Genomic DNA, 23,282 nt, shown 5'->3' with positions numbered 1-23,282 from the left:
TGCAAGATGGAACTATGAGTGCCGAGGATCTTGAGAACTATGAAACCGACATGGAGTTGCAGCTCTACCGCGAATACCGCGACGTCGTCGGATTATTCAGCTACGTTGTCGAGACCGAACGCCGGTTCTACTTGGCGAACCACGTTGACTTGCAAGCCCGCAGCGCGGACGGCGAGGTCTACTTCGACCTGACTCTCCAGGACGCCTGGGTCTGGGACGTGTACCGCTCGGCCCGTTTCGTGAAGAACGTCAGGGTCATTACCTTCAAGGACGTCAACGTGGAGGAATTGCCGCGGAACGAGGAGCTCTCCTTGCCGAAGGACGGCGACCTCGGAGACTTGGGCGACCTCGGCGATTTGGGTAACTAGCCCTACCCGCTGCTCCTCCACACCGTTCGTTTGACGGAGTTTTCCACATAGCCGATCCGACACCTGCCATGGGACCTGCCGAACCTCCACGCTAGTAGCGGAGGTGGTTATGAAAGCCAAAGACTTGTTGGGCCGGCATGGTGAAACATTGGCTGTCGGATTCCTTGAAGACCAAGGAATGCGCATTGTGGACCGCAATTGGAGATGTTCCGACGGCGAGATCGATATCGTGGCGCTCGACGGCGACACGTTGGTCATCGCCGAGGTCAAGACCCGGAAGAACTTGGCCTACGGGCATCCATTCGAAGCCATCGATGCTGCCAAACTCGCGCGCCTTCATCGCCTGGCCTTGAACTGGTGCCGCGAGCACGAGTTCCGTACTGCGCTGCGGCGGGTAGACGTGGTGGGCATCGTCGACGACGGCACGGATGAACCAACGCTCGAACACCTCAAGGGCGTGGGCTAGATGGGCGTTGGCAGGAGCTACTCCGTGGCGTTGCTCGGCCTCAACGGCTATATCGTGGAGGTAGAGGCGGACATCGGCCAGACCCTCCCGAACTTCGTGATCCTCGGATTGCCGGACGCGTCCCTCAACGAAGCCAAGGAACGGATTCGATCGGCAGCGCAAAACTCGGGAATTCCTTTGAGTCGACGAAAGATTACGGCAAACCTCATTCCTGCGTCCTTGCCAAAGCGAGGCTCCGGTTTTGACCTTGCCATCACTATGGCGGTCTTGCGCGCTGCCGGCGATGTCCGCTCAACGGAAGGTACCGTCTTCCTGTCCGAACTGGGCTTGGACGGCAGGCTCAGGCCTGTGCGGGGCATCCTGCCGGCTGTGATGGCTGCCGTGCGGGCAGGCCACCACGAGATCGTCGTAGCCCAAGCCAACGTCGCCGAGGCGCGGCTTGTTCCCGGTGCTGTGGTCCGCGGCTATAAGACCCTCGCCCGCCTTGCTTTCGATTTCGGCGCCGAACCCAAGGACCTGGCCCTGGACTACGACCCCGTGGAAGAGGAGCCGATCAGCGACGCCGACACCGCTGACCTCGCTGCCCCGGACTTGTGCGACGTCTCGGGACAACACGATGCCCGGCGGGCCCTGGAAGTGGCTGCTGCCGGAGCACACCACGTACTGCTGTGCGGTCCGCCCGGGGCGGGCAAAACGATGCTCGCGGAGCGACTTCCGGGACTCTTGCCGGACCTGGGTGACCAGGAAGCCATGGAAGTCACCGCGATCCATTCCCTCTCGGCTGTCCAGGTCGCTTCAGTCCACCTGCTACGCCGCCCACCCTTCGAGAACCCGCATCACAGCGCTACGGCCGCGGCGATCATCGGCGGAGGTTCGGGCCTTCCACGGCCCGGTGCGGCATCCCGGGCACACCGCGGCGTGTTATTCCTGGACGAGGCTGTCAAGACTTAGCACCCTACGGTAGGGTACCGGCCATTCCAGATGATTTCCACAATCGAGTCGACTGCGGGTATCGGGAGATGATCGGCATAGGCGCAGTCTACGGATGCCATGCGACGGCGGCTGGTTTCCCAGTTTCCCAGTTTGCCCATAGTGACTGAGGGTCCAGTGACCCGCTACGGGCACGACGGAGCGATACGACGGCTCCGAACTGATACCCGTACCTGTCCATCCAATCGAGAACCTTGGCCTTGTCCTTTTTCTCGGCCTCTGCAGAATACTTGTTCTTGAATTCAACAACTAGCAAGTTGTTCTCGCGACCATAGTCACCACGTCGATGGATGATGAGGTCAGGCGTTCCGTATGTCTTGCTCTCGACATTTGGTAGCTTCTTCGTAGCGCCCAGCTGACCCTCTCTGTTCCACTCCAGGTCCACATTCCAGGGCGGCGGTACCTTGCAACGCAGATCGAAGAAGATTTCGGCGACACGGGCGGGCTCGCCTAGATTCCAGTTCCATAGTTTTGGCTGGCCCTGAAACACAGTATGTATTGAGCTAGAAAGCCACTGCTTGACGCAATCTTCCGTGGGTTCGATCGGCATAGTGAAACCCTATCCGCAAGACCTTCACTTGAGTTCGCTTCGTCGAGGAACACGCTGGCCTCCCCCAGCGCCAATGACACCCACTCAGACGGCCGAACTGATCGACTGGGAGCGATGCTGTATCGGACTGAAGAGAGACCCTTAGATCACGTCGTACGGCGCCACGCCTCCTCTCGGGAGTTCCGCCGTGTTGAGCTAGCTTACGTTGGTACTGTTGCCTGAGAAACGGTGCACCTGAGTTCGTTGGAACTCTCACTGACCCTATGGGAGAGCATTAGATGAGTTCTAGCAGCCGCGGTCCCCGTGACTATAGTTCTGGCACTGTAAAGGGCCTCTTCGCGCTTTCTGGAACTACCTGTTACTTTCCTGATTGCCCAAGGCCTGTTGTCGTCTTTATCGACGATGAGGCATTCACCGAGGCAAAGATCGCTCACATCTACGGTGCCAACGAGGGTTCGGCTCGATACGACCCCGGGATGACGGATAACGAACGGCGAGCATTCGCCAACTTGATGCTCCTGTGTGGACCTCATCATGAGCTTGTCGACACTAGGCATCCTGATGCCTACCCGGCGGAGACTCTGCTGCAGTGGAAGGCCGAGCGTGAAGCGGAAATGGGGATCGACCGCAACACTCTGGCTGGAGTGACCGAAGAGGGTCTTGTCGATGCAATATTGAAGGCCATAGCGTCTGTACCGCCGCAGCGGACTGCTGTCGTGGAGTTGGGTCTCGGCTTGGCGAGCCCTGGCGGATGCCTATCGTTTCCAGTCGAGACCGCAAAAGATTATCTATTCCTAGACATGTACAAGGACGTAGGTATGCCTGTGCTCATACTGACCGTGCGAAACACAGGGGCCTTGAAGGCATACGTGAACAACCAATCCGTTCACTTCAATCCTTACGGGGCAGCGCTCTTTGATCCAAACCACTTCCCATATAACCCGTCCATGCCAAAACAACTCGACGCGGGCGAGTCCTCGCAGTGGTTCTATGACCTGTTCGCTGTCATCAAGATGGTGTCATTCTGCCGAGACATGAACGGTGTCGTCGAAGACCTTGTAGCGAAGGTCGGCCTGGGATCGGGCGAAGAATTTGAGTCGGACCCGCTTCCCGTCGACTATCTCCCAGGCTATGATCCGGTACCTTCAGCGGACTGATCGTCCTTTTCTTCTTCGTAGTCTTTGATCCTGAGTGCTTCAAGGCCAGCCTGTCTGGACCGGTAAACCATGCCGTAGTCGGTCGTGACGATCCGGACACGATTGGCATAAGGCATGATGGACCGCGCGCGATCGATGATCTCCAGGTCAGCGTCGGGGAGAGGCGGTCGGTCAAGCGGCTGCTCAAGTACAACAAGGTGGATAGTTGGAGTCGGAGGCTGACTTGAAATGCTGCCTTCTTGGAGCATCTTACGTTCACCTGGGAGCCAGGCATTCGCCTCGAGATACTTCAACGCCAGTCCTGCCCTGCGACGAATCGGCTTGCCGCCGCTGGGCGCATTTGCTCGATTGCGCTTGTGCCGGTCAAGCTCATCGACGACCTTCATAGGGACGGTCACCACAAGAGGCACGCTCGGGCGCTCGTCGAGGGACTCGAGCCAGTCGGCATCCTTGATCGGGTCATTGAAGTGCTTCAACCACACATTGGTATCGAGCACGACAGCTACCGCCTCTCCGTCGTCCCATCGCCGCATTTCGTTAGTGATTCGCGTCTTGGCATCCTCGAGTGCAACGGAGCGCTGCTTCACCTCGCCGTCGACGAGTTCGGCCAAAGTCTCAGGCAACACGGTTGTCGTATCAAGCGACAGAAGCGACCAGTACCGTCTCGTAGTGATGAGGCGGTCGACTTCATCTGGATGTAGCTGATGTGCGAGTAGATTTCCCTGTTGCGAGGCCCAGGCGAGGTATCGGTTGTATCGATCGGTGGCTGAGATGCCGCTCGACACGTTCGTCAGCATGTTCGCTGCGTCGGAAATCACCTGTAGGGCATTTTTCGGGTTGGCGCCTGGAACGAGTCTGATCATGGGGCCAAGGTTACCCTCTGTGGGTTCGCCATCATGAGAGCAGCGACGGCCGACATTGCGGCTACCGCTAAACCGCGACTAATGCGAAACTATACGCATGGTCATTGGCGTGATTTTCGGGTTTATCCTGCTGCTTATCGCAATGGGCGTAGCATCTCTTATCGGCATACCTGTCTGGATTGTCTTTATCGCGCTTTTAGCGGCTTATTTCGTCGCGCTGGGCGTTGTGGTCTATAAAGACAGTTGGATGTATGAGAAGCGGCACAATAGAACCACGCATTAGCGAGAGATAAGCGCGGCGATAGTCGTAAGTTTAGCCTTCGCCTTTACACGCAGTGGCACGCCGCTCTTGGCGGCGCTCTTCTTCACATAAGCGTGCAGATTAAAAGCTTGATTCATCTATACCCTTATTATACGCCTTTATCGTTGACTATTTAAGTGCAATCCCCCATAAATAGGGCTGAAGTCTCACATACCGTGATGGCTCGCACCTATCCCTAAAAGGGGGTGAGATAGATGGCTTGGCTATCCAAGAAGATATCCGATCTAACGGGCACAGAAGGAAGGGCAGAGGATTTCCTCGAACTTACCGTGCGCTCTGCTCCTGGATTGAAGGAGCCGAAGAAGCTCGATGTGCTACCGGAGGAAATCAAAACCCTCAAGGGAGCCGGCGAGCTGGTAATCCTTGAGATCGGAACAAATGGTGACCGCAAGCAGCTCATCGTGACTTTGGCAGAGTGGAAGAAACTTTCGCCAAAGATCGACGAGATCGTTGCAGCTGCACCTGGCCTGAAAGGTCGGCGTCCCGGCCAGCGTCCCAACCTAGGAGGGTGATCACTCATCAAGGCCTCACATATGTCGAGCAAATAGTGGCTCTGTATGTCTGGCCTCATAGACGGCCCTAGTCCTGCGCTTGAGTAAAATCGCGCGGGGCTAGGGTCTTTACCTTGTCGACCAAGTACGAATAGACATTGAAAAAGGGCAGCTCACTAGGGCTGCCCTCTCTCATTACGCAGGAACAACGCGAACGTCATCGACCAGAGCCCACTTGTGCGCGAGCACCTGGCCGGCGTTGTATGCCTCCCACACATCCGTGAAGCGCCGTTGGTTGCCGCTCCACGTGTCAGGATCGCTGATCGTGGTGACTTCAATGCGATACGTCTCCGTGTGAAAGAACAGGTTCACCAGCTCGTCAGGGACGCTCGTGGTATCGCCGTCATCGTTTGGTCGCCCAACGATGATCACGTCGCCCAGAAGCGCGTCCATGCCTCGCCAGCGGGAAAGATGCGTCCAGCACGCGAGAGTGGCTCTACGGTTCATTGGGAGGCTAATCAGCTTGCCTTCTTCATTGATCACCAACGTTGCGTCAGGCCGATCAATGTCCATGACTTCAATCAACCCGCCGACGGCCCTCTGCATGTCCCTGAGACCATCTATGTCGATGAGCGAGATTGGTGTCTCTTCATCTGCCGGAATCAGGATCGCGCTTATCACGGCTGTTCGTCCGATTCTTGGGACGGAACAAACTCTTTCGCCAGGATGCTCAAGTTGCCGAGCTGCTCCGAAAGTTGTTTTGCCTCATCCGCTCCCATGCTGAGGACGGCGATCAGCTTCTCGTTGTGATGCATGTACACCTCAACGAATGCTTCGTCGGTGTAGACCACCAGTTCTGCGGATATGTTTCTCAGGTCAAGACCGGGGATTCCGTTCATCTGACCCACTTCCTTTCGTAATGAGATGTGCTAACTGTGTCCTCGGTTGAAGGCACAGTTCTTCTAGCTCATTTAAAAGAAGGTTGGTTTACCGCCCGTCATGTAGAGATCGATCTTCTCTCGCGCCTGATCGAAGCCGACAGCGAAATGAGCGTCGTAACCTCGCTCACGTAGCTTTTGAAGCACGGCGGCCTGCTCTTCGACGTGTGGGTTGGCTCGCAGTGCGCCGTCTTTCTTGTACAGCTCGACACCCTCGGCCTTCAGCTCTAGCGCCAGACCGTGATATTCGCCGTACAGGACGTGCGCAGGCTCATAGATGAAGAGATCCGGGAAGCCAGAGCCACTTTGCAGCTTGCTGTGACGGATGGCGACCGCAGCCGGCAGCTTGAGGCCAGCGGCAAAATCTGTTCGGAATATCGCCCAGCTATACCGGAGCTTGAGGTAGTCCACTACTTGCTGATGGACCATCTGCTCTGACCCGAACTTGACGACCCTACGCGGCATCACCGCCCTCGTCAGGAGCACCGCGCTCGATGGCCAAGATACCTAAAATGCGCCGGATGTCTTCGGCGCGACGTTCAGCTTTTTCGAGCTGTTCCCACCAGTACTCACGCTGGTCGATTGTCTCGACCTTCGGCGTTGGTAGGTAGATGATTCGTGCAGTCTCACTCATAGCTAGTTCCGCCTACCAGGTGCCTCATAAGCGGGACTAGATGCGCCAAGGGGTGAGCCCTGGCGCGGTTCAACATAAGTTTTCGAAATCACGGGAGGTGAATTCGGTCGTGTAGTTGGTTAGGTGCGAGATAGACGATCAGTGGCCGATCCTCTATCCATCAAGCGCCAGGTAAGGGTGGGCATCACCCGACGCTAGATGGTAGCCAAGGTCAAAACGGGTGCTGATGTCTGCACATCGCGGTCTTTTACGTCTCGTCCCTGATATTTTGGAGAACATCACTATAAGGAGTGGGTCGAGTCGGCGAGCACCTTCGGTTTACTTGGCTGCTTTTGCCTTGCGTCGCTGGTTCACTTTGTGGAGTTCCACAAAGAACTGTTCGGACGGCAACGCTTCATATGCGATTGTTAAAGTGGAAAGTTTACTAATAGCATTACTCCTGGCCTAGATTATAAGTGAAAGTTCTCACAAATCAAGGTGGTGGAAAAGTGCTGAATTAACAGATGGTGCCATACGCGATGATGTGGATAAGTCCATCCCGCGGATGCGGATTGCGCCGCGAGTCGATCACATGCCACACGAAGCTTTCGCATCCGAGGGCAGTCCCAACTTGATTCGAATTGCCTGGGCCTGTGTGCCGCCCTCGGCCTCAGGCTCTTTGTTCCACGCATTCACCAAGCCGCCCAGGGTCGTCTGCTGCGCGATGGTTTCGGTGTTCGACACGTCGGTGTACAGGGCATTGACGAACGAATCAACGTCAGGCTTTACGGACTGCGGCCATGCAAGCGGGGGACTGGCGAGGCCTTTGGCAGTGGCTGCGAGGGCGTCTCGATATGTGGCCGCCGCGTCGTGAGCCGTCGTGAAGTCCACTGGCTTCGCGGCAAACGCAGCATCCAACGGCACAACTAGCCTGTTCGCAGGGCACATGGTATCGAGAAAGAACTTCCCGGCTGCCTGGTCAGTCATTACGGTTGGGGTCGGCGTGGGCGTCGGTGTTGGTGATGGCGACGCAGTCGACGGAGTAGTTGTTGGAGTAGCCGCCGACTGAGGCTGTGGAGACCCACAACCGGCCAGGGCAACTGCGCATGCCAATGAGACGACGAGACCGAGCTTCTTCACGAGATTCCCCCAATTAAGGCTGGTTGGACAGGTCCAAGAGTATCTTGATGTGTGGCTTCGATCTGGGAAGCTATTTCTCGCCCCGCGCGATTAAGCGGACTTGCTATGAACCGGTGGTCTCATCCCGGCGTGACACGTAGGAGAGCTGTATCCTTCCTTGACGTCGATAGCCAGCTCGATCAGCTCATCCAACTCCCGCTTCTTGTTGAAGCAGTCCTCGATGAAGTCGTCGAGCACCTGTGGGCTCAGGCCCTCTAGTACGGCACGCTTCGGGAACAGTTCGGGGCCATCTTCGTTCTTGCGGGGTAGCTGGTAAATCAGCTCAGTCATTAGTAGCTAACCTCGCCGCCTAAGTTGCCGAGACTTATTTTCTTGTTGCCGTCATCAATGACTAGGGTAGTACCGTTCGAGTAATAGCCATTCTGTTCAGAACGAGCTTGTACCCATTTTGGGATGCCGTCGATGTCTTTGACGGCGAAACCGTCTTCTTTGAGCGTGATGCATTCGGCAAACTCGCCGGCGGTCTTATCGGGCAATACAGTTCCAACTGGCAATTGCTCGAAGTCAAGATAATTATATGCGCAGCAATCTATATCTCCATCGCCAATGATGCAGAGTCCGTTGTCAAATTGCAGCAAACTATCCTCTGACTTAGTTACTTTCATCTGTTCATATCCTCCTCGATTCGTATTAGGTCGTTCATCTGGATGATCTGTGCGATCACCTCGTTGTATTCGCTGGTTGCCTGGTTCAGCCGTATGGCCACCTCGCCGAGTTTCCTGCCCAGCTCTTGGCGCTGCCAGAGCATCTCCTGGAGCGGGTGAGCTTGGGCAGAAATTTCGACGTAATTGTGACGCATGGTTATCGCTGATTATGCGCTCAATGCGTCGAATTGCAACCTTGATTTTTTAGCTACCTAGGCCTCTCTTCGCTATCTCGGAATCAAGCACGTTATAGGCCGCACCGATATCCATAGAGAACTGGGCCACCAGCTCGGCGCACTCGGTCAGCTGCTCGTCGGTCATCTCAGTGGGCTCAGGCAGCACAGCGATCAGCTCGACGAACTTGGCGCGCACCGTTGCAGCGACTGGCTCTGTTGGTCGGTAGAGGTTCTTATTTGCTTCCATGGTTACTCCTTCTTGTTTAGTGCTTGGCGTCGATACGTTCACTAAGGTGATCGGCGCGACGTCTTAATACTTCAATCTTTCTTAGGAATATCTCCCGAAGCGCTTTGTATATCACTACTCTTTCTCCTCCGGCTCACGGCCGGACTTCAATATCTTGTCGGCGGTGCTAAACACGCGCTTGATGCTCTGCTCGCCGGGTTGCTCGTCTCGAAGCCATGTCTGGATATAGTGACGAGATTCAGCGGCGTCGAACTGATCTGTCGCGCCCAGCTCATTCAGCACCAGGTATGCGCTGCCCTCGGCTTCGAACTCATACGTACCTCGGTGGGTTCGGTACTCCTGCAAGCCGCTTTCAGTGGTGTGGCCAGCGACGATATGACTGATTTCGTGTTGGAGGGTCTTGAACGGATAGGCCGCTACGGGGTTGATCGCGAACTCACGGTCCTTCGAGTAGCCCTGGGTATTTGCGGACATCGATTCGAACGCCACCTGCGTAATCGCCAGCGCTCCCAGGGCACGCTCTTTGCTCCATGTGGGCGGCTCGTACTCAGGGAGGTCGTCCCCCTCGGTGTCGCTGACGCCGAACATGCAGTTGACTAGCTTGAAGCCGCTCAGGTGCTGCGCCTCGGTTCCGTCTTGCTTCTCTTCCTTACGGAACATCGGCACATAGATGGCCTTGGCCTTGCTGCCCTTTTTCACCTGCCTAGAGAGTGTCAGCCAGCCGCGGTACGTGTGCTGCGGTTCGACGATCTCAGATTGAGCGAGGAGCAATGCTTGATTACCGAGAGACAAAGTGCGAAAGCGCGAATATGTTTCTCCCGCACGCGGCGGCAGCGTTAGCGCTTCGTGAAGCAGCTGCTCCCATTGTGGTTTTTTTACGTCAAACTTCTCTTGAGCCATTACATTGTTACCTCCTTATATTCGAAATTCAGTTGCACCCCGTCTCCAAGTAGTTGACTTGCGTATTGATCACGCATCGATGCGGCCTCTGCCTCATCCGTGTAGGAACCGACTGTTATCTGTAACCCATCGACGGTTACATATGCTCTCCAGTTCTTTAGTTGTTTATTGAAGGTCACACCTACGTGTTGCGACGATGTGACGCGCTTTGGGCGCGGTGGCTTCTCTTTCCTAGAGCGCTGTATGACCTTGGCTCCAGCCGGAAGTGTAAGAGCCTGCTCGACAGTCCAGCCCCTATTGAGTCGGTCTATCACTCGAAACTGGTTTAGGCTTAGCAGCTCGGACCACTCGACGATTGTTTTGGTCTCGCCGCGAAAGGTAATGCGGCGTGATGTTCTACGATTGCGGGCCTGCTCTATGCGTGATGCCCACTTCACGTTTGAGGGCCACCCATTCACCTGACAGTCTTCGCAGTGGCCACAGGTATAGCCACCGTCATTGTCAACTCGGTCGAGTGACATTTCATGGGAGGGTCGAGGTCCCATATCGGCGATGAAATGTGTGTACGAGCTACGCCATGCTAAGCAGACCCATACACCTCGCGCACCATAGTCGATGTAGCTCTTCACATTAGTGTTGTAGCACCGTTGCTTCATGCCATTCCAGACGGCGTATAGCGATGTATCTACGCTCGATAGGTCAGTTATGGGTGGCTTGTAGATAGGGTCGCCGTAGCGTTGGAGTCTGTGGACATGCGGGCTGCAATACCCATGCGCAACAGCTTTCCGTTCGCAGTCTGATACGCCACATTTTCGTTCATACATTCGCTGTGGCAAGTCTAGAGACCCCCTGGTCTTTAGTCGAGCATAGTGAATATTGCAATATCCCTTTGCGTGATATTGGCGCTCACACCCTAATGCTATGCAAATTCGATTTTGGTTCTTTTCATTCATATCCGCTGGTTATTATGAGCCTGCGGCTATAAAAGTCAATGATCGCTTTCCATTCAAGGTCTCAAGCCGCTCAGCACTCATAGAGGCTCGTCCGAGTTAGGTTGCACCTCCTCAGCGGGATCAAAGATCAGGACTCTGTTCTGCCGTGACCAGCGCCAGGAGAGGCCGACACTTCCGAGTCGTCGATTCAGTTCTACGGCTTCATCGTCGTAGCCAAAGTCAGGAGCAGCATTCATACGACGGATGATGTCTGCATCGGTCAGTCCGGCGAACTTGTCTTTGATCGCCTGCTCTAGGTCAGGGTTGGGGAAGCGCTCAGTCATTGGTGCTCTCCCGTGTGCGCGCTGCTATCTGTATCAGAAAGGTGAGCGTAGGCACAACGAACAGCAGGACATTGATGGTCCATACCCACATCGGCGCAAAGAGGAAGCTCTCAGTCAGCATTATGGCGTTCAGGCCCAATATCCAAGCGTGCATGTTGAATATGAGTCTCGCCCCCTTTATGTCAGCGTGATTCATCGCTCTTTCGCCTCGTCCCACGGCAGGCAACTGATGCCGCCACTCGCTTCGTAGAGCCAGCACTTCACCTGGAACTTATCGTCATCAAATCGACGCACGTCCTCGGTTCCACTGATGTCCATATGAGGAGTCAGTGTCGAATCAAAGACCTTCTGCATCGCGCTAGCGGCCACGGGCGCTAGCGCGATGCCTGCTATAAACGCTGCCGTGGCAGCAATTATCACTCTCTTACTCATCTCGTAATTCCTCCACGCGGTCTCTGCCGCCTAATTGTTCTTGTAGTTCTTCCGGCACGTCGTCCCAGTAGTCGCAGATCATTGCCGCGATGTCTTGGTGGTCGTTGACGGCCAACCCCATCGCGAAGTCGATAATCGATTCTGCTTCCGCTGGCTCCGCACCGCTGGCTTGGTAGATAGCGAGCAGGGCGACCGCATACCGGGCCACCTCGCTCGCGGTGCGTCCGTAGCGGCTGCACGGAACGGCCAGGTCAGCGCCGGCCAGGGTTCGGTGCCATTCATCCGGGGTGAGGCCGGCTATCTTGGTTTCCTCTTTCACCCACAGCTCATGCCAGCCTGCTCGTGGCTCGACATCTACACCACGGTTGTCGATGTAAGCGCTCAGGGCTTCCAGCTGGCCCAGGACGCGGGGATCGTGTTTGAACTCCCGCGCGTCCAGGCGTAGCTCGACTTCAAGGCCTTCACGGTCAATCGCACCGGATGAAGCAAGGCTGTAGAGCGCTGACGCTTGTCCGCCGTGAAGCTGCGCTGCGATCACGCGGGCTGCGGCGTCGTCGATGACGCTCTCACGCTCTCGTGCTCGCTGGATGGCCTGGTCGATCAGATCGTCGTCGGTGAGCCGTGGTTGTTCGGGTTGGTTCAGTCGCTCACTCATGACTGTGCTCCTTCAATCACCTGACTATGGATCAGCGCAATATCGCCAATGGCCTGGTTGAGCGTCTGGTACTTTCCCTGCTTCACGTCCAGGAAGACGCCGTAGACGCGCTCCTCGAATGACAGGTCTGCCTTGCTTCGGAACTCAGCCGCGAACTCACTGGCTGGCGACGGTTCATAGTGAGGCACCATAGGCCGTGAACGCTTCGGCGGGTTGTCTCTGAGTCCTTTGTCGTAGGCGTCCCACTCTTTGACGGCGCGGATCTCATTGGCGCTTAAGCCGCCGACGACACCGCGCTCTGGGTAGGTCCGGTTGAGCGCTGCTTCCAGGCAGGCCGGCTGGATAACACAGCGGGCGCAGATCGCCTTGGCGGTCTTGGTTAGGAAGGGTTGCTTGTGGCCATCTGCGTCGAAATACTTAGAAGCGATTCCAGGGGCCAGGTCAGTGCAAGCGCCGCCTTCCAAGTCTGGATATCGCTCAGAGGACATCACCGGCCTCTTTTGCAATGACTGCTTTCAATTGCTTGCCGCGGTCGCAGTCGCAGTACTTGATGCCTGACGTGTCCCACGACATGCGCCGTGCAACAGCTCGACTACTCTGTGTTGCATATCCCTTTCCATAGCAGTTGTGACAGCCACCGTAAGCCTTCTCGATCTCTTGGACTGCCTCTTTTGTATGCGCCGTTATGAGCTGGATTGTCTTCGGGAACGCCGCGTCTTCTAGTTCGTAAGGGTCAGTCCCTTCGTATGTGTAAACATAACGACCGTCAACTATCTCGTGCTTCATGTTGAGGTCGCTGAAGACCGTTTGAAATATCCTCATGTCCCCAAGGATTCGCTTGTTCATATCACCTCCTTTTTCTGCTCTTCTATCTCTTGCTTAGCGTCGCGGCGCTGGGTGACGATCCATTCCTTGCTGTACCAGCTGTCACCAAGTCGGCGGATGCGGTTTCGCATCTTCCTGAGTGCGTGCTTGGCGTTCTTGATGCGTCGGTATTTGCTCATGCTGCCTCTTTTCCGTCATCCTCGTCGCCGTCATAGATGTAGAACCACTTGGCCCCGGTATCGTGAACGCTGCGGATCTTGTGGCCTTCATGCTTTAGATCGAGCACCCGCGCCGGATAGCGCCAGGCAATCTTGCGCAGCTCGAAGTTGCTGACCTTGCCCTTAGTCTTCAGCAAGCGGAGGATGCGCGCGGTCTGAGTGAGTTTGTCGCCCGCCATCACCACCCACACCTTCCTGGTGCACCGCTACATGGGTGGCCGGCAGCCTGGGGGGGGCACCTGCCGAGCCGATGGAAAAGGCGTTGGAGGAGGGTCATTGCCCTAGTCTCCTCAGTTGCTCTGCTGTGTTCTCAAGGTTCATCGCCCATCCGAAGGCGATCATCAAGACAAATAGCCGCCAGTCGTACCAGACGAGCGTGAAGGCGAGCATGGCCGTATAGACGGCTGTAGAGAGTAGCAACCTCTTCGTTGACTTCTTCATATTCAGTTTTTCCCTGGTGACTCGCACCGATTACTTGTTCATCGGGATACCGAAGATCCCATTCGCGCCGACGTACTGCGGCATTTGACCATTCCACTTCTCGATGGCCTTCAGGGTGAGGTAGTCAGGCGTGAGCGTGGTCGCCTGGACTTGTTGCGCCTTCGCCTCTTGTTCAGCGGTCTGGAGGTCGTACTGGGCCTTCTGTGCGTTCTGCTGCGCTACTTGCTTCTGCTCAATGGCTTGGTTGAACGCCTGGCTGAAATCGAAGTTGACGATGCTCAAGCCGTCGACTGTGATGCCACGGCTCGCTAGTTTGTCGGTGATCGACTTCAGCGCTGCTGCCTCGACGGTTGGACGCTTCGAGATCAGCTCTTCGGCGTTGTACTGGCTGACGGTCGCTTTGACGGACTCCTGAAGCATCGGATCGATGATGCGCGACTTGTAGTCGGTCCCGACTTCTCGAAAGACCGTGCCTGCGGTCGCTGGTGTCAGGTGGTAGTTGAGCGCCACGGTGGAAGTGACCGTCTGAAGATCGTTGCTTGCCGCACTGGCGTCCTGCTGTTCTTTTTGGACCTGCACGTTCATCGCGGTCATCGACTGGATCGGCCACGGTGCCTTGATGAGCACGCCTGATCCTCGTTGGTCGGTTACGTTGCCGAAGGTGGTGATTATCGCGACGTCCCCGACGCCTACGACTCTGAAGCAGAAGACTAAGAACCAAACAATCAGGGCGACGATGACGCCGGTCCAGACTAGGGGCTTCGTGACCTTGAAGGTTGGCGTTGATGGTGAGTTGTACATATTCAGATGTCCTTGACGGTCGAGCCGTCGTTAGTTTGTAGAAGCCTGGACCTTGTGTCGCATGACTAGCCGCTGGTGGTTACTGATCGAAGACGGGTGCGCTGGTGCGAAGGGCTCGGAGCCGTCCTTGTGACGCACTCCCTTGGCGGTATATCGCTTGCCGGTAGTGTCGTGCTCGCCCTTGTAAAACCTGGCCTCAACCTTCCGGCGCGCGACGCTTCGGCTTACTTTTTGTACGGTGCCGTTCACGAGAGCTACGTGGCTCGTCTTGGCCGATTCGGTCAGTGTCCCTTTGCTTTGTTTGTCGCCCTGGCCACGTTCGCCGTTCATGCGTCGCTTCCAGTAGCTGTCTTTGTCGAAAATCATTCAAATGTTCTCCTTATGGTTAGTTTGTCTCGCTGCCCGCGCCCCGCCATCGTGTAAGAACTGTTATTAGTCGATGGGGGAGTGCGAGCAGCGAGGATGTTCTATCTCTTTTGGTGGAGTTTCAACTGCTCCTTATCGGGAGCTTCCTGGCCTTCCACAGCGGCATGTTCGCTCTGCTCGTACTCCATGAGAGCCATCAGCTCCTGCTTGAGTGCTTCTTTCAGCACGGCGAAGGTGATCTCACTCTCCTTGCGGAACGCCGCGATGCGCGCCGCGCGCAACACTGTGTTTTTCACGTAGCCCCCGGTGACCTCGTATGAGGCGAGAAGGTCCCAGTCGATGTCGGCGGCCAACGGTGCCTTCTTCGGGAACATACGTCGCCAGATCTGCTTGCGGAGTTCCTGGCTCGGCATCTCGAAGCGCACTTTCACCGCGATGCGGCGATCGAGCGCTTTGTCGAGGTTGGTCGAGTGGTTCGTGGTGAAGACGGTGACGCCGCGGTGGTTCTCGAGCTTGTTTAGGAGCACGTTGACCTGGCTTACCTCCCAGGACGCGCGGGCCCGCTCACGGCTACCAAGGAGGGAATCGCATTCATCGAAGAGGATGACGTCGTCCTTGTGGTCGTCGAACAGCTCAGCGATCTTCTTCTCTGTCTCACCGACGTATTTGTCCATGACCTCAGCCGCAGTGATGGTGATCAACTTCTTGCCGAGGTAGTCAGCGATGGCCTGGGCCATTAGGGTCTTGCCTGTGCCAGGAAGGCCGTGAAACAAAAGCGAGACGCCTGTGCCCTTCTCGATCGTGTCCTTGAAACCCCACTGGTTGAATATGAGGTCGCTGTTCTCGACAAGGGACAGAGCTTCGACGATCATCTGCTTCTTGTATGGCTCGATGATCACAGTCTCAAAGAGGCTTTTGTCCGCGGCACGGAAGTACTTGCCGTCCTTATATTCGTCGCTGATGACGTAGTCGTATCCGGCGACCTTTGGTGGCTTCGACTTCCTCCCTTTGCCGTAGCTGCACTTGTTGCAATACCAGCGCCTCTCCGCAACATCTGCGCCGCACTTCGGACACTCTGAGAGACCGTTTACGAAGTCGAACTTCTGGCCGTCAGGTTTGCTTGGCCCGATGGAAAAGTAGTTGTCGAAGAGAATGCTGCTAGAGGTAAAGCTAAACTCGTTCGCCATTAGTCGAGTTCTCCGAGATCGTGCTTCCGGGTGCTGACTTGGCGCGACGCGCGGTCGACGCTCTCGCTCATGGTGTTCACCGCCTCAACTTCGAAGGTCTTGACGATGAGCATGGTGAGAGAGTCAGCCACGTCGCTGGCTTCTTTAGCCTTACCTTCCTCCAGGAACTTGTCGACGGCCTTGGCGAGGCTGCCCATTAGGTCAATCGTGACTTGGGCTCGTTTGTTAGTTAGGTCTTCGCTTATCATTTTGTCCTCCTTGGACTTGTTACATTTTTAGTGCCTCCTCGTGTATGCGAGAGTAGGGATTTGCGGAAGGTGCAAGCTTGTGACTTGGCTTGGCTTCTACTCCACGGGCTTGCGTTATGTGCAAGTGTGTTGCGTACCTATTGCGCCGCGGTGCTTCGAGTGGGTATTTAGAAATTGGTGGTTTTCTTGTGGAGCTTCCACAGGACTTCCTTGTCCAATTCCTGCCGTAAAACGTAGCGCCGCAACGTTTCGACGTTCACGTCAAACATGCGGGCGATGGCGGCTTTTGGCACGCGCTTCATGCGAAGGGCGATGTATTCCTCGTCTTTGCCATAGAGCTTGAGGTTCTTTGGGTCCGCGGAGCCGAGCGGCCGGCCCAGGACCACGCCGTCGGCCTTCTTCTTTGCCAAGGCCTCGCGGGTCCGGGCCGAGATGAGGTTGCGCTCGATCTCGGCGGCGAGTCCGAAGGCAAACGCCAGCACCTTGGAGTTGATGTCGTCCTTAAAGACGATGCCTTCCTTGACAGCAATCACATTGATGCCTCGGTCTATGAGTCCCTGGATCGTGTTGAGGATGTCCATTAGGCGACGGGAGATACGGCTCGTCTCGCTCACGATGAGCGTGTCGCCTTTCTCAAGGTCAGCCATGACGTCGCTTAGCTTGCGGTCGTTGAGCTGAGTCTTGTACCCCGACGCCGTCTCACCAATCACTTCGTCGATCTGGATGCCGCTGCGCTCGGCGTAGCGGTTGATCTCGTAGCGCTGGTTGTCGACGTCCTGGTGGCTCGTGCTGACACGGATGTAGGCGACAACCCGACTCATCTACGCCGACTTCTGAGCTGCCTTGGCTCGCTTCATCGTCTTCAGCGTGTGTCCGCGGCGTAGCGCGATGTGTTTGTAAGCGTGCACGCTTCCGACATTGATCTTCATCTTGTCGGCTGTTGACTTGGTAGTGCGGCTTGAGTTGTATACACGTACGAACTTGGCCAGATGCTCATCGCTAAGAGTGTTGGCCTTCTTAGTGACCTCTGGTTTGCTTTGAGTATCAGCCACAAGCACCTTCCTACTCTTGGCTGGCTGGGCTGCCTTGAACGCTTCCCACTTGTCTAGCTCTTCGCGCGTCATGTATTGAGGTTCCACTTGGAGGACTTCGACGAACCACTGGGGCTGTTCTTCAACGAGCTTGCGGTCCTTGATTGAGAAGTCGTCGTATTTGGCAGGGTTCAGCACGATATATGGCTGTGTGCCGTCGTCGCACTGCTCTTGGAAGAGTGTGCCCTTTTTGTGGATTGGTGTGTCTTTGATTAGTTTGAATGTTCGTCGTGCCACTTTTGTAGTGTCTCCCTCTATGATGCTTATTTCTCCTTCGCCGTACCACCAGCCACTGTCATCAGCGACATGAACATCTGATGCAGAGCCACCGCTGTGACCGCCACGCCAAGCATCGTGTTCCACAAGGTAGGGTTCGAATGAACCTTTGATGTCACGAATCGTTCCTACTCCATGAGTAGTTGATACTCGATCACCCGTTCTAAATTTGCTCACTTATCACCTCCTTCTTATTGCGTCGGCTGGTAAAGCCACCACGCTTACCCGCGCACTGTGCTTTGTGGTGCTCGCCTGGAATATCGGCGCAGTCGCAGGGAGCCTTTTTAGCGAAGCCGCCAGTCGATGAGCGCTTGCCGCCAATTTGGCCGATGCGTTTATAGAAGTCTGGCTCCCTTGCTATGTTCTTCTCGGCAGCACGAATACCGCCAGACCGGTTGCCGGCCACTTACGCAGCCCTCCGGAATCGAGCCAAGAGTGAACGGCCAGCGCGCGCCTTTGCGACAGTGCGGCGGATTTCTTCGGTTCGGTAGGCGTCGACTTCAGCCTGCAGTTCCTTGACGTGCTTCTTGCTGATTGCGAGTGCGTTCTTGTAGCTCTCTGCCTCAGTGCGGGCTTCGAGGAGGTCTTGTGCGTATTTAGCGGCTGCGCCCGGCTTCTTCGTCTCCAGCTTCGCTGTGACTGACTTCACTGGTGCGGTTGCGGGGTTGACTGTCTGGGCAAAGCTATTGACCGCTTCGTAGGCAGTCAGTCCGTCTACTGGTAGGTATTCCTTGCCAGTGCTGCGCCCGCGGTAAGTTGCGTAATCCTTGCATCCACTAATGAACTTGATGGTGGATACCTTCAGCCCGTGGCGCTCTGCGACGGATTCCTTGGTGTTCGCCTTGACCTTTAGCTGGCGCTTGATGGCGTTGAATCTTTGTTCGGTGACCTTGAGCTTTTTACTCATGTCTGGTTACTCCTGGGCGTCTAGCGCCCTTTAGTTGATTGTGCCTCCACATAGGCGGCGTACTGCAATAGCTCCCAGGGGAGACTGATGTTGTGCTTGATCATGCTGTCTATCTGCTTACGGCTCAGGCTGAAAACCCAGCCGAACTCACGGACAGACTCTTCGGGGTCGACCGGCATATTCGCGGCGAGTCCTCGCAGCTGATCTGGTCGTAAGTTACGGACTCGCTCGATTATGAGGACGATGGCTTCTTCTCTGGTCATGGGGTGTCCTCTGTGATCTGGTTGATGCCGCCGTCGATGTAGCCTCTGCGGTAGGCGGCTTGCTCACGGTCAACGGTGAATACCGCTAACAGTCGTCGCATGTCGTTGATACGACCCCCTTTGCTCATCTCGTCTAGTCGGAATGCCATCTCTACAAATGGCTCGATGTCATCTACTTTGTGTAGCGCATGATTGTAGTATTGGTCGCCTAATTGATCATCTGGTATGCGGTTAGGTGTCATACGCAGTCCCTCCTCTCGTTCTTTAGTGATGATGAGAACGCCACGATCGGCGCTGCGGACTTCTTCGAGCACCTCATATAGCGTCATGTGGCGTACTCCTCGGATCGGCGATCATATTCATTACGAAGTTCTCGCTCGATGTTCCAGTAGTCTGGACTTGGTTCAGTCGGTGCATCGTGGGTGTAGGAGATGTACTCCATACCGCCACTAATGCTTGGGAGTCGGACGTGTCGAGTTCGTTTAGCTCGACGGAATCGCCAGGTCTGCGTGACAGATACGGCCTCATAGGTTTCATCTTCGAATCGCTCGGCATCCATTAGGACGCATCCTCTTGTTCGGCCGTTCGGCGTTCGATTTTTGCATCAAGCTGGCGGATGGCTTGCTCAGCCTGTGCCTTAGTCTTGATCACCTTTACCCACTCGTCACGCGCTTTGACGTCTTTACCGCCTGCGGCGATCCATTTGGCACGTATCTGAATGATCTGCGCACCTGTTGGCGCGTCCTCGAGCGGCTCTTCAGGTACTGTCTCGACATTTAGAAGTGCAGCCGCAGAGCTTTTCACTTGCGGTTCAGCGGCGCTAATACGCACCGGCAGAGCTCGCGCTGGTAGTTTTGGTGCTGACCAGTAGCCAACTACTTTTGGCTGATCTGTCTTCCTATTCGCCCCATACGCCCAGATCTTGATGTGGTAGTCGCCATTAGGTCCTACCGTCGCATAGAGGCTCTCGACGCTGTAAAGATAGCGTCCGATTCCCCACTGTACAGCGGCGCGTTTCATTGAATCAGAGAGGCCACCCTTGACGGCTTCAACATCGGTGTTGTCTGCGCCGTCCCATTTGGTGATCCACTCGCCATTGAGTTTGATCGAGATGCCGGCGATGACACCTCCGGCTGGACCTGGCTTGTATTCGTTCTTCCAGTTCTCAGCGCCGCACACATCGTCGAGACGATTCTGTACAGCTCGGTTGTCGATATAGGCCGTAGCCTGCACCCAACCCTTGTTGTCCTTGATCCCGCTGCGCTGTACTCGCCAATCAATATCTGATGGCTCGAACGGTGCGCGGAGTAGTTCTAGCTTGGGTTGCTTGTCTTGTGGGTCTCCGTTCATAGGCAGCTCCGTCGCGTTGGCGCGAATACGGCCGCCTTGGCTGCTTCTCGTGCCTTACGCGCTGTGCGGCGCGCCTGGTCGGCTCGTAGGCTCTTTACGAGCTTACTTGCGTGCCCTGGTCGTTTTAATACCGTCGAGGTAACTGGTTGCTTGTCCATAGACTTTCTCCTTAGTCGTCAGTCGTTTTTGTTCGATGCGGGTGTATATCTTGCGGAACACGTCATTGTGCTGCAAGAGCGCGGTTTGAAATATGTCGCTTTGGGATGGCTGGTAGCCATGTTTCGCCTTGTGCGCCGCCTGGTACTCAGTGAGTGCGTCGGCGAACTCTTCCGAGGTGCGGATGGTAATGGCCACCTGTTTCATGCCGACCCCTCTCATGATTCGGGTACGGCGTGGATATGGTGAGTCGGGCATCTGCCCTCCTTTCTTCTTAGTTGCTATTCCAGTTGTTAAGGCTCGTTAGGTGCTTTCGCCTTTCACTGCCCGTAGTATGCGCCGCAGCGTTATATATTGCAATACATAAACTGACGTACTATTTACAACTAGAATGTGGAAAACACGGATTTATTCCGTATGTTGTTCGATATGCTGTTACCCTCGGTCTCAGAACATGCCAAACAGCCTACTGACCTGCGCAAACACTGCCCTCGACCGCGGGGCTAGCCCAGCCTCACTGTTAGAGGCGGGGCTATTGCTATGTTTGTCGGATCTTTACGTCATCGGCTAAACCGTACATTGCGTCAGCTATGCCGGCTGGATCACGAAACATCTGAGTTTCCTTCATTTCGTTGGTTGAGTTTGCGGCGGTACAGCGGGCCATCGGCAGGCGGGGCTGTGCCCACGGATCGGCGAGCCGCGATCTCGGCTTCCACCTCAGCAACAGGCCGGCCGTATGTGGCTCGGGAGTGGGCAAGTGTCTCTTGATACGTTCCAGTTGGCGGGCTGGCATCACGGGTACGGAGGGTAAAGGCTGATGACACACCGGTATCCGTTGCAACGCGTGCAATGGCTTCCCGTGTCTGGAGATTCTGAAGATCATCGGCCGTGACGCCTGAGCCCATCTCACCGGCCATGCGACGCGCATCCTCTGCACTGGTCTGAAAGATAATCTTCGATCGCGCGTTGGCCAGGACCGCCGCACGCAGTTCAGGGTTGGTGAGCTGTCCAAGGTGCTGATGGCTGAGTACCATGCCAAGACCAAACGAGCGAGATTGGGCCAACATCTCCGATGGGTCAGTTGGCATAGTGAGGAAGTCTTGAAACTCGTCCATAAACAGCATGACCGGCCGCTCGTGAGGCGTGGTGCGAACCGCGGACCAGAGGGAAGACATAATCAGACTGGCCATCATGCCGGCAGCTTGGCGTCCGATTCGTTCCCTGTTGAGACGTACCACCAAGATCTTGCTGCTGCTTACAACATCATCCATGGTGAAGCTTGACTGCTGCTGACCGAGTGAGTTTCGGATTTCCGGCCTTGAGACGAACGGCCATATGCGACGTTGCAAGGTTGCAAGATCGCGGTCGATGGTGCTGGCCTGTTCAGATTTGCCCTGCTGGGTGTAGTTCTCCCAGAACTTCTTGACCTGAGGGTCTTTAAGCTGCCGGATGATCTTGTTTCGCCACGCAACTTCATCACCCTCAGGGCGAATGAAGCTCGGCAGGTCAACGAAGGTGCCGTGTTCTGCTAGGGCGTGCAGTCCGAAATACATCATCTGTGGGACGCTCAGGGTGTCCGGGAACAGGTTAGTTACCAGGTTATTGAGTTCATCAATCGCCGCTCGACTGTTGCCTTGCTGCAGGACATTGAAGCCAATGGGACTATCAGTGTCACCAAGGTCCCACACAATGACATCTTTGACGCGGTCTCGTGGCACTCGTTCAAGAACTCGCTGAAAGAGGTCGCCTTTCGGGTCGATGACGACCACGCCGGAGCCGTCTTTCATGTCCTGCTCAGCGATTGAAAGTAATTCCCATGTCTTGCCCGAGCCGATAGGTCCAATGATATGGACGTGCTGTAAACGAAACCGTGGGTCGATGGCAATGGCACGGTCGCTACCTGGCACTGTTGAGACGCCAATAGGCGATCCGGCACGGGGAACGGCGTTGGTGACGTGCATGTGACGTGTGCGAGATGACGGTAAACCAGCGATATTTGGGGAGCCGATCGGCCAAGCGATCAGCGGAACCAGTTCGCTGAGGCCGAGCTGCGAGGTGAAGAAGAACGGCGTTGCCGCCAGCGTGGCGTGCATCAACTTATTCGGCTTGATGAGCTTCGCCCTGAATGCATTAGCTGCTGATCCCACCGACCGGTAGGACTGCACGACACCTTTGACGATCTCCTGCGCACGGATAGGGTGCGGTGCCACAACAGCAACGCGGGCCGTGGCCTGCATATTAGGCTCGGACAACTTGGCGCGGCGGTCGTCGATCTCTTCAGCGGTGGCCTGGTCGTGAGCCGTCATTGACCGCCAAGCGCTCCAGTGGTCGGACTTAGGCGGCGCTTTGGCGTTCGGCAACGGCTGGTGCGGAGCCGGCGTGACGATCCACTGGGTAACGACAACCTCGCCCTCTCGCAGGCCTTGCATCGAAGTCAGGATGCTGGCAGCGACATCAGCGGGTTTGGGCAGCGCAAGCTGGCGTGAGGCCGCCGTCATGTGGAGGTCGACACCAAGTGTGAACTGATACTCAGGAGGTGCCGGAACTGCTTCGGCGTGAATGCCGGGTACCAGGCTTTCAAGGTGGCCAATAATGTAGCCGGCGTCGCGCTTCGGCAGACGCAGGTAGTGCGAAATAAGGGCGTCGGTGGCGACCGTCTCGAAGACGATCGAGGGAACGCCCAGAATCCGTGAGTGCTCGATGTGCATGGTGCCGCCCAGCGAGCTGAGCCATGCGCCGATGCGCTCGTCGGAGAGGCCTGAAGGGAAGATCAGGCGGTAAGTGGTCCGGCTTTGGTCATACGACTTTTGATAGAGCGTCATAGCACTGTCCTCTCGATGAGAAGTGGTAACGGGAGACAGTGAA

Annotated in this window: 38 protein-coding genes and 1 pseudogene; 6 read left to right on the top strand and 33 right to left on the bottom strand. The window is 56.0% G+C overall.

The annotated features are described in order from the left end of the window. Positions 1–14 precede the first annotated feature (14 nt). From E1809_RS11455 to E1809_RS11445, 3 genes and pseudogenes are all read left to right on the top strand, one after another. On the top strand, positions 15–368 hold the full coding sequence (locus E1809_RS11455; protein ID WP_133204366.1) for a DUF2469 domain-containing protein: 354 nt from the start codon (positions 15–17) through the stop codon (positions 366–368). Between the two features lie 109 nt (positions 369–477). Further along, on the top strand, positions 478–834 hold the full coding sequence (locus tag E1809_RS11450) for a YraN family protein (protein ID WP_133204365.1): 357 nt from the start codon (positions 478–480) through the stop codon (positions 832–834). Continuing rightward, a pseudogene (locus E1809_RS11445) lies at positions 835–1,773 on the top strand (YifB family Mg chelatase-like AAA ATPase); the annotation flags it as partial. It lies immediately after the preceding gene. 100 nt (positions 1,774–1,873) lie between these two features. On the opposite strand, the gene E1809_RS11440 reads toward E1809_RS11445, so the two are convergent. After that, complete coding sequence (locus tag E1809_RS11440) at positions 1,874–2,374, bottom strand: hypothetical protein (protein ID WP_133204364.1); 501 nt, start codon at positions 2,372–2,374, stop codon at positions 1,874–1,876. 278 nt (positions 2,375–2,652) lie between these two features. Between E1809_RS11440 and E1809_RS11435 the strand changes: the two genes are divergently transcribed. Continuing rightward, complete coding sequence (locus E1809_RS11435; RefSeq protein WP_133204363.1) at positions 2,653–3,531, top strand: hypothetical protein; 879 nt, start codon at positions 2,653–2,655, stop codon at positions 3,529–3,531. Here E1809_RS11435 and E1809_RS11430 read toward each other — a convergent pair. Then, positions 3,504–4,394: a PIN domain-containing protein gene (locus tag E1809_RS11430; RefSeq protein ID WP_133204362.1), complete on the bottom strand. Its 891-nt coding sequence runs from the start codon at positions 4,392–4,394 to the stop codon at positions 3,504–3,506. The two genes, E1809_RS11435 and E1809_RS11430, sit on opposite strands and share 28 nt — an antisense overlap. Positions 4,395–4,491: 97 nt before the next feature. Here E1809_RS11430 and E1809_RS11425 point away from each other — a divergent pair, with 97 nt between their 5' ends. Then, positions 4,492–4,677, top strand: a complete 186-nt coding sequence (locus E1809_RS11425; RefSeq protein ID WP_133204361.1) for a hypothetical protein — start codon at positions 4,492–4,494, stop codon at positions 4,675–4,677. Between the two features lie 233 nt (positions 4,678–4,910). Continuing rightward, positions 4,911–5,228: a hypothetical protein gene (locus E1809_RS11420; RefSeq protein ID WP_133204360.1), complete on the top strand. Its 318-nt coding sequence runs from the start codon at positions 4,911–4,913 to the stop codon at positions 5,226–5,228. 174 nt (positions 5,229–5,402) lie between these two features. Here the strand turns inward: E1809_RS11420 and E1809_RS11415 are convergent, their stop codons facing one another. The 31 genes from E1809_RS11415 to E1809_RS11280 all read right to left on the bottom strand — a co-directional run bounded on the left by E1809_RS11415 (position 5,403) and on the right by E1809_RS11280 (position 23,239). Further along, positions 5,403–5,888, bottom strand: coding sequence for a DUF3846 domain-containing protein (locus E1809_RS11415; protein WP_165962284.1), 486 nt, complete (start codon positions 5,886–5,888; stop codon positions 5,403–5,405). Continuing rightward, complete coding sequence (locus E1809_RS11410; RefSeq protein ID WP_133204358.1) at positions 5,885–6,106, bottom strand: hypothetical protein; 222 nt, start codon at positions 6,104–6,106, stop codon at positions 5,885–5,887. Before E1809_RS11410 ends, E1809_RS11415 begins: the two co-directional genes overlap by 4 nt. Before the next feature lie 72 nt (positions 6,107–6,178). Beyond that, positions 6,179–6,556, bottom strand: a complete 378-nt coding sequence (locus E1809_RS11405) for a PDDEXK family nuclease (protein WP_133204357.1) — start codon at positions 6,554–6,556, stop codon at positions 6,179–6,181. Positions 6,557–6,599: 43 nt separating this feature from the next. Further along, entirely contained in the window at positions 6,600–6,779 is a 180-nt protein-coding gene (locus E1809_RS11400) for a hypothetical protein (protein WP_133204356.1), read from the bottom strand. A gap of 567 nt (positions 6,780–7,346) precedes the next feature. Next, positions 7,347–7,745, bottom strand: coding sequence for a hypothetical protein (locus E1809_RS11395; protein ID WP_133204355.1), 399 nt, complete (start codon positions 7,743–7,745; stop codon positions 7,347–7,349). Further along, positions 7,738–7,866, bottom strand: coding sequence for a hypothetical protein (locus E1809_RS27725; protein ID WP_268908676.1), 129 nt, complete (start codon positions 7,864–7,866; stop codon positions 7,738–7,740). Before E1809_RS27725 ends, E1809_RS11395 begins: the two co-directional genes overlap by 8 nt. Positions 7,867–7,988: 122 nt before the next feature. Then, positions 7,989–8,228, bottom strand: coding sequence for a hypothetical protein (locus E1809_RS11390; RefSeq protein ID WP_133204354.1), 240 nt, complete (start codon positions 8,226–8,228; stop codon positions 7,989–7,991). After that, on the bottom strand, positions 8,228–8,563 hold the full coding sequence (locus E1809_RS11385) for a hypothetical protein (RefSeq protein ID WP_133204353.1): 336 nt from the start codon (positions 8,561–8,563) through the stop codon (positions 8,228–8,230). The genes E1809_RS11390 and E1809_RS11385 overlap by 1 nt, the downstream gene beginning before the upstream one ends. Continuing rightward, entirely contained in the window at positions 8,560–8,757 is a 198-nt protein-coding gene (locus tag E1809_RS11380; RefSeq protein WP_133204352.1) for a hypothetical protein, read from the bottom strand. The genes E1809_RS11385 and E1809_RS11380 overlap by 4 nt, the downstream gene beginning before the upstream one ends. Before the next feature lie 49 nt (positions 8,758–8,806). Next, entirely contained in the window at positions 8,807–9,025 is a 219-nt protein-coding gene (locus E1809_RS11375) for a hypothetical protein (RefSeq protein WP_133204351.1), read from the bottom strand. Between the two features lie 114 nt (positions 9,026–9,139). After that, a complete protein-coding gene (locus E1809_RS11370; protein WP_133204350.1) occupies positions 9,140–9,925 on the bottom strand; it encodes a zincin-like metallopeptidase domain-containing protein in 786 nt (261 codons plus the stop codon). 1,030 nt (positions 9,926–10,955) lie between these two features. Then, a complete protein-coding gene (locus E1809_RS11365; protein WP_133204349.1) occupies positions 10,956–11,201 on the bottom strand; it encodes a hypothetical protein in 246 nt (81 codons plus the stop codon). A gap of 192 nt (positions 11,202–11,393) precedes the next feature. Then, a complete protein-coding gene (locus E1809_RS11360; RefSeq protein ID WP_133204348.1) occupies positions 11,394–11,633 on the bottom strand; it encodes a hypothetical protein in 240 nt (79 codons plus the stop codon). Further along, positions 11,626–12,288, bottom strand: a complete 663-nt coding sequence (locus E1809_RS11355) for a hypothetical protein (protein ID WP_133204347.1) — start codon at positions 12,286–12,288, stop codon at positions 11,626–11,628. The genes E1809_RS11360 and E1809_RS11355 overlap by 8 nt, the downstream gene beginning before the upstream one ends. After that, positions 12,285–12,776, bottom strand: a complete 492-nt coding sequence (locus tag E1809_RS11350; RefSeq protein WP_133204346.1) for a WhiB family transcriptional regulator — start codon at positions 12,774–12,776, stop codon at positions 12,285–12,287. Before E1809_RS11350 ends, E1809_RS11355 begins: the two co-directional genes overlap by 4 nt. After that, positions 12,766–13,134 carry a hypothetical protein gene (locus E1809_RS11345; RefSeq protein ID WP_133204345.1) on the bottom strand — a complete coding sequence of 123 codons (369 nt, stop codon included), beginning with the start codon at positions 13,132–13,134 and terminating at the stop codon, positions 12,766–12,768. The genes E1809_RS11350 and E1809_RS11345 overlap by 11 nt, the downstream gene beginning before the upstream one ends. Continuing rightward, on the bottom strand, positions 13,131–13,292 hold the full coding sequence (locus E1809_RS26680; protein ID WP_165962282.1) for a hypothetical protein: 162 nt from the start codon (positions 13,290–13,292) through the stop codon (positions 13,131–13,133). The genes E1809_RS11345 and E1809_RS26680 overlap by 4 nt, the downstream gene beginning before the upstream one ends. After that, entirely contained in the window at positions 13,289–13,510 is a 222-nt protein-coding gene (locus E1809_RS11340) for a helix-turn-helix domain-containing protein (RefSeq protein WP_215279586.1), read from the bottom strand. The genes E1809_RS26680 and E1809_RS11340 overlap by 4 nt, the downstream gene beginning before the upstream one ends. A 94-nt stretch (positions 13,511–13,604) precedes the next feature. Beyond that, positions 13,605–13,751 (bottom strand): hypothetical protein, encoded by a 147-nt coding sequence (locus E1809_RS26675; protein WP_165962280.1) that lies wholly within the window; start codon positions 13,749–13,751, stop codon positions 13,605–13,607. 51 nt (positions 13,752–13,802) lie between these two features. Continuing rightward, the gene (locus E1809_RS11335) at positions 13,803–14,573 is read right to left on the bottom strand and encodes a prohibitin family protein (RefSeq protein ID WP_133204343.1); all 771 of its coding nucleotides are present in this window, start codon (positions 14,571–14,573) and stop codon (positions 13,803–13,805) included. A gap of 30 nt (positions 14,574–14,603) precedes the next feature. Then, positions 14,604–14,939 (bottom strand): hypothetical protein, encoded by a 336-nt coding sequence (locus tag E1809_RS11330; RefSeq protein WP_133204342.1) that lies wholly within the window; start codon positions 14,937–14,939, stop codon positions 14,604–14,606. Between the two features lie 101 nt (positions 14,940–15,040). Beyond that, a complete protein-coding gene (locus E1809_RS11325; protein ID WP_133204341.1) occupies positions 15,041–16,126 on the bottom strand; it encodes an AAA family ATPase in 1,086 nt (361 codons plus the stop codon). Then, positions 16,126–16,374, bottom strand: coding sequence for a hypothetical protein (locus E1809_RS11320; RefSeq protein ID WP_133204340.1), 249 nt, complete (start codon positions 16,372–16,374; stop codon positions 16,126–16,128). The genes E1809_RS11325 and E1809_RS11320 overlap by 1 nt, the downstream gene beginning before the upstream one ends. Positions 16,375–16,541: 167 nt before the next feature. After that, positions 16,542–17,195 carry a recombinase family protein gene (locus E1809_RS11315; RefSeq protein WP_133204339.1) on the bottom strand — a complete coding sequence of 218 codons (654 nt, stop codon included), beginning with the start codon at positions 17,193–17,195 and terminating at the stop codon, positions 16,542–16,544. Beyond that, positions 17,196–17,918, bottom strand: a complete 723-nt coding sequence (locus tag E1809_RS11310; protein WP_133204338.1) for a sigma-70 family RNA polymerase sigma factor — start codon at positions 17,916–17,918, stop codon at positions 17,196–17,198. A gap of 229 nt (positions 17,919–18,147) precedes the next feature. Then, positions 18,148–18,648, bottom strand: coding sequence for a hypothetical protein (locus E1809_RS11305; RefSeq protein ID WP_133204337.1), 501 nt, complete (start codon positions 18,646–18,648; stop codon positions 18,148–18,150). A gap of 20 nt (positions 18,649–18,668) precedes the next feature. Further along, positions 18,669–18,911 carry a hypothetical protein gene (locus tag E1809_RS11300; RefSeq protein WP_133204336.1) on the bottom strand — a complete coding sequence of 81 codons (243 nt, stop codon included), beginning with the start codon at positions 18,909–18,911 and terminating at the stop codon, positions 18,669–18,671. Next, complete coding sequence (locus E1809_RS11295) at positions 18,908–19,240, bottom strand: hypothetical protein (protein ID WP_133204335.1); 333 nt, start codon at positions 19,238–19,240, stop codon at positions 18,908–18,910. Before E1809_RS11295 ends, E1809_RS11300 begins: the two co-directional genes overlap by 4 nt. 229 nt (positions 19,241–19,469) lie before the next feature. Continuing rightward, complete coding sequence (locus E1809_RS11290; protein ID WP_133204334.1) at positions 19,470–20,261, bottom strand: Rad52/Rad22 family DNA repair protein; 792 nt, start codon at positions 20,259–20,261, stop codon at positions 19,470–19,472. A 102-nt stretch (positions 20,262–20,363) separates the two neighbouring features. Beyond that, a complete protein-coding gene (locus tag E1809_RS11285) occupies positions 20,364–20,624 on the bottom strand; it encodes a hypothetical protein (RefSeq protein ID WP_133204333.1) in 261 nt (86 codons plus the stop codon). A gap of 395 nt (positions 20,625–21,019) precedes the next feature. Further along, a complete protein-coding gene (locus E1809_RS11280) occupies positions 21,020–23,239 on the bottom strand; it encodes a type IV secretory system conjugative DNA transfer family protein (protein WP_133204332.1) in 2,220 nt (739 codons plus the stop codon). Positions 23,240–23,282 lie beyond the last annotated feature (43 nt).

Source organism: Arthrobacter terricola, assembly GCF_004354015.1.
In the GTDB taxonomy this organism is placed as follows: domain Bacteria; phylum Actinomycetota; class Actinomycetes; order Actinomycetales; family Micrococcaceae; genus Arthrobacter; species Arthrobacter terricola.
This window is presented reverse-complemented; position numbering and strand designations above follow the sequence as displayed.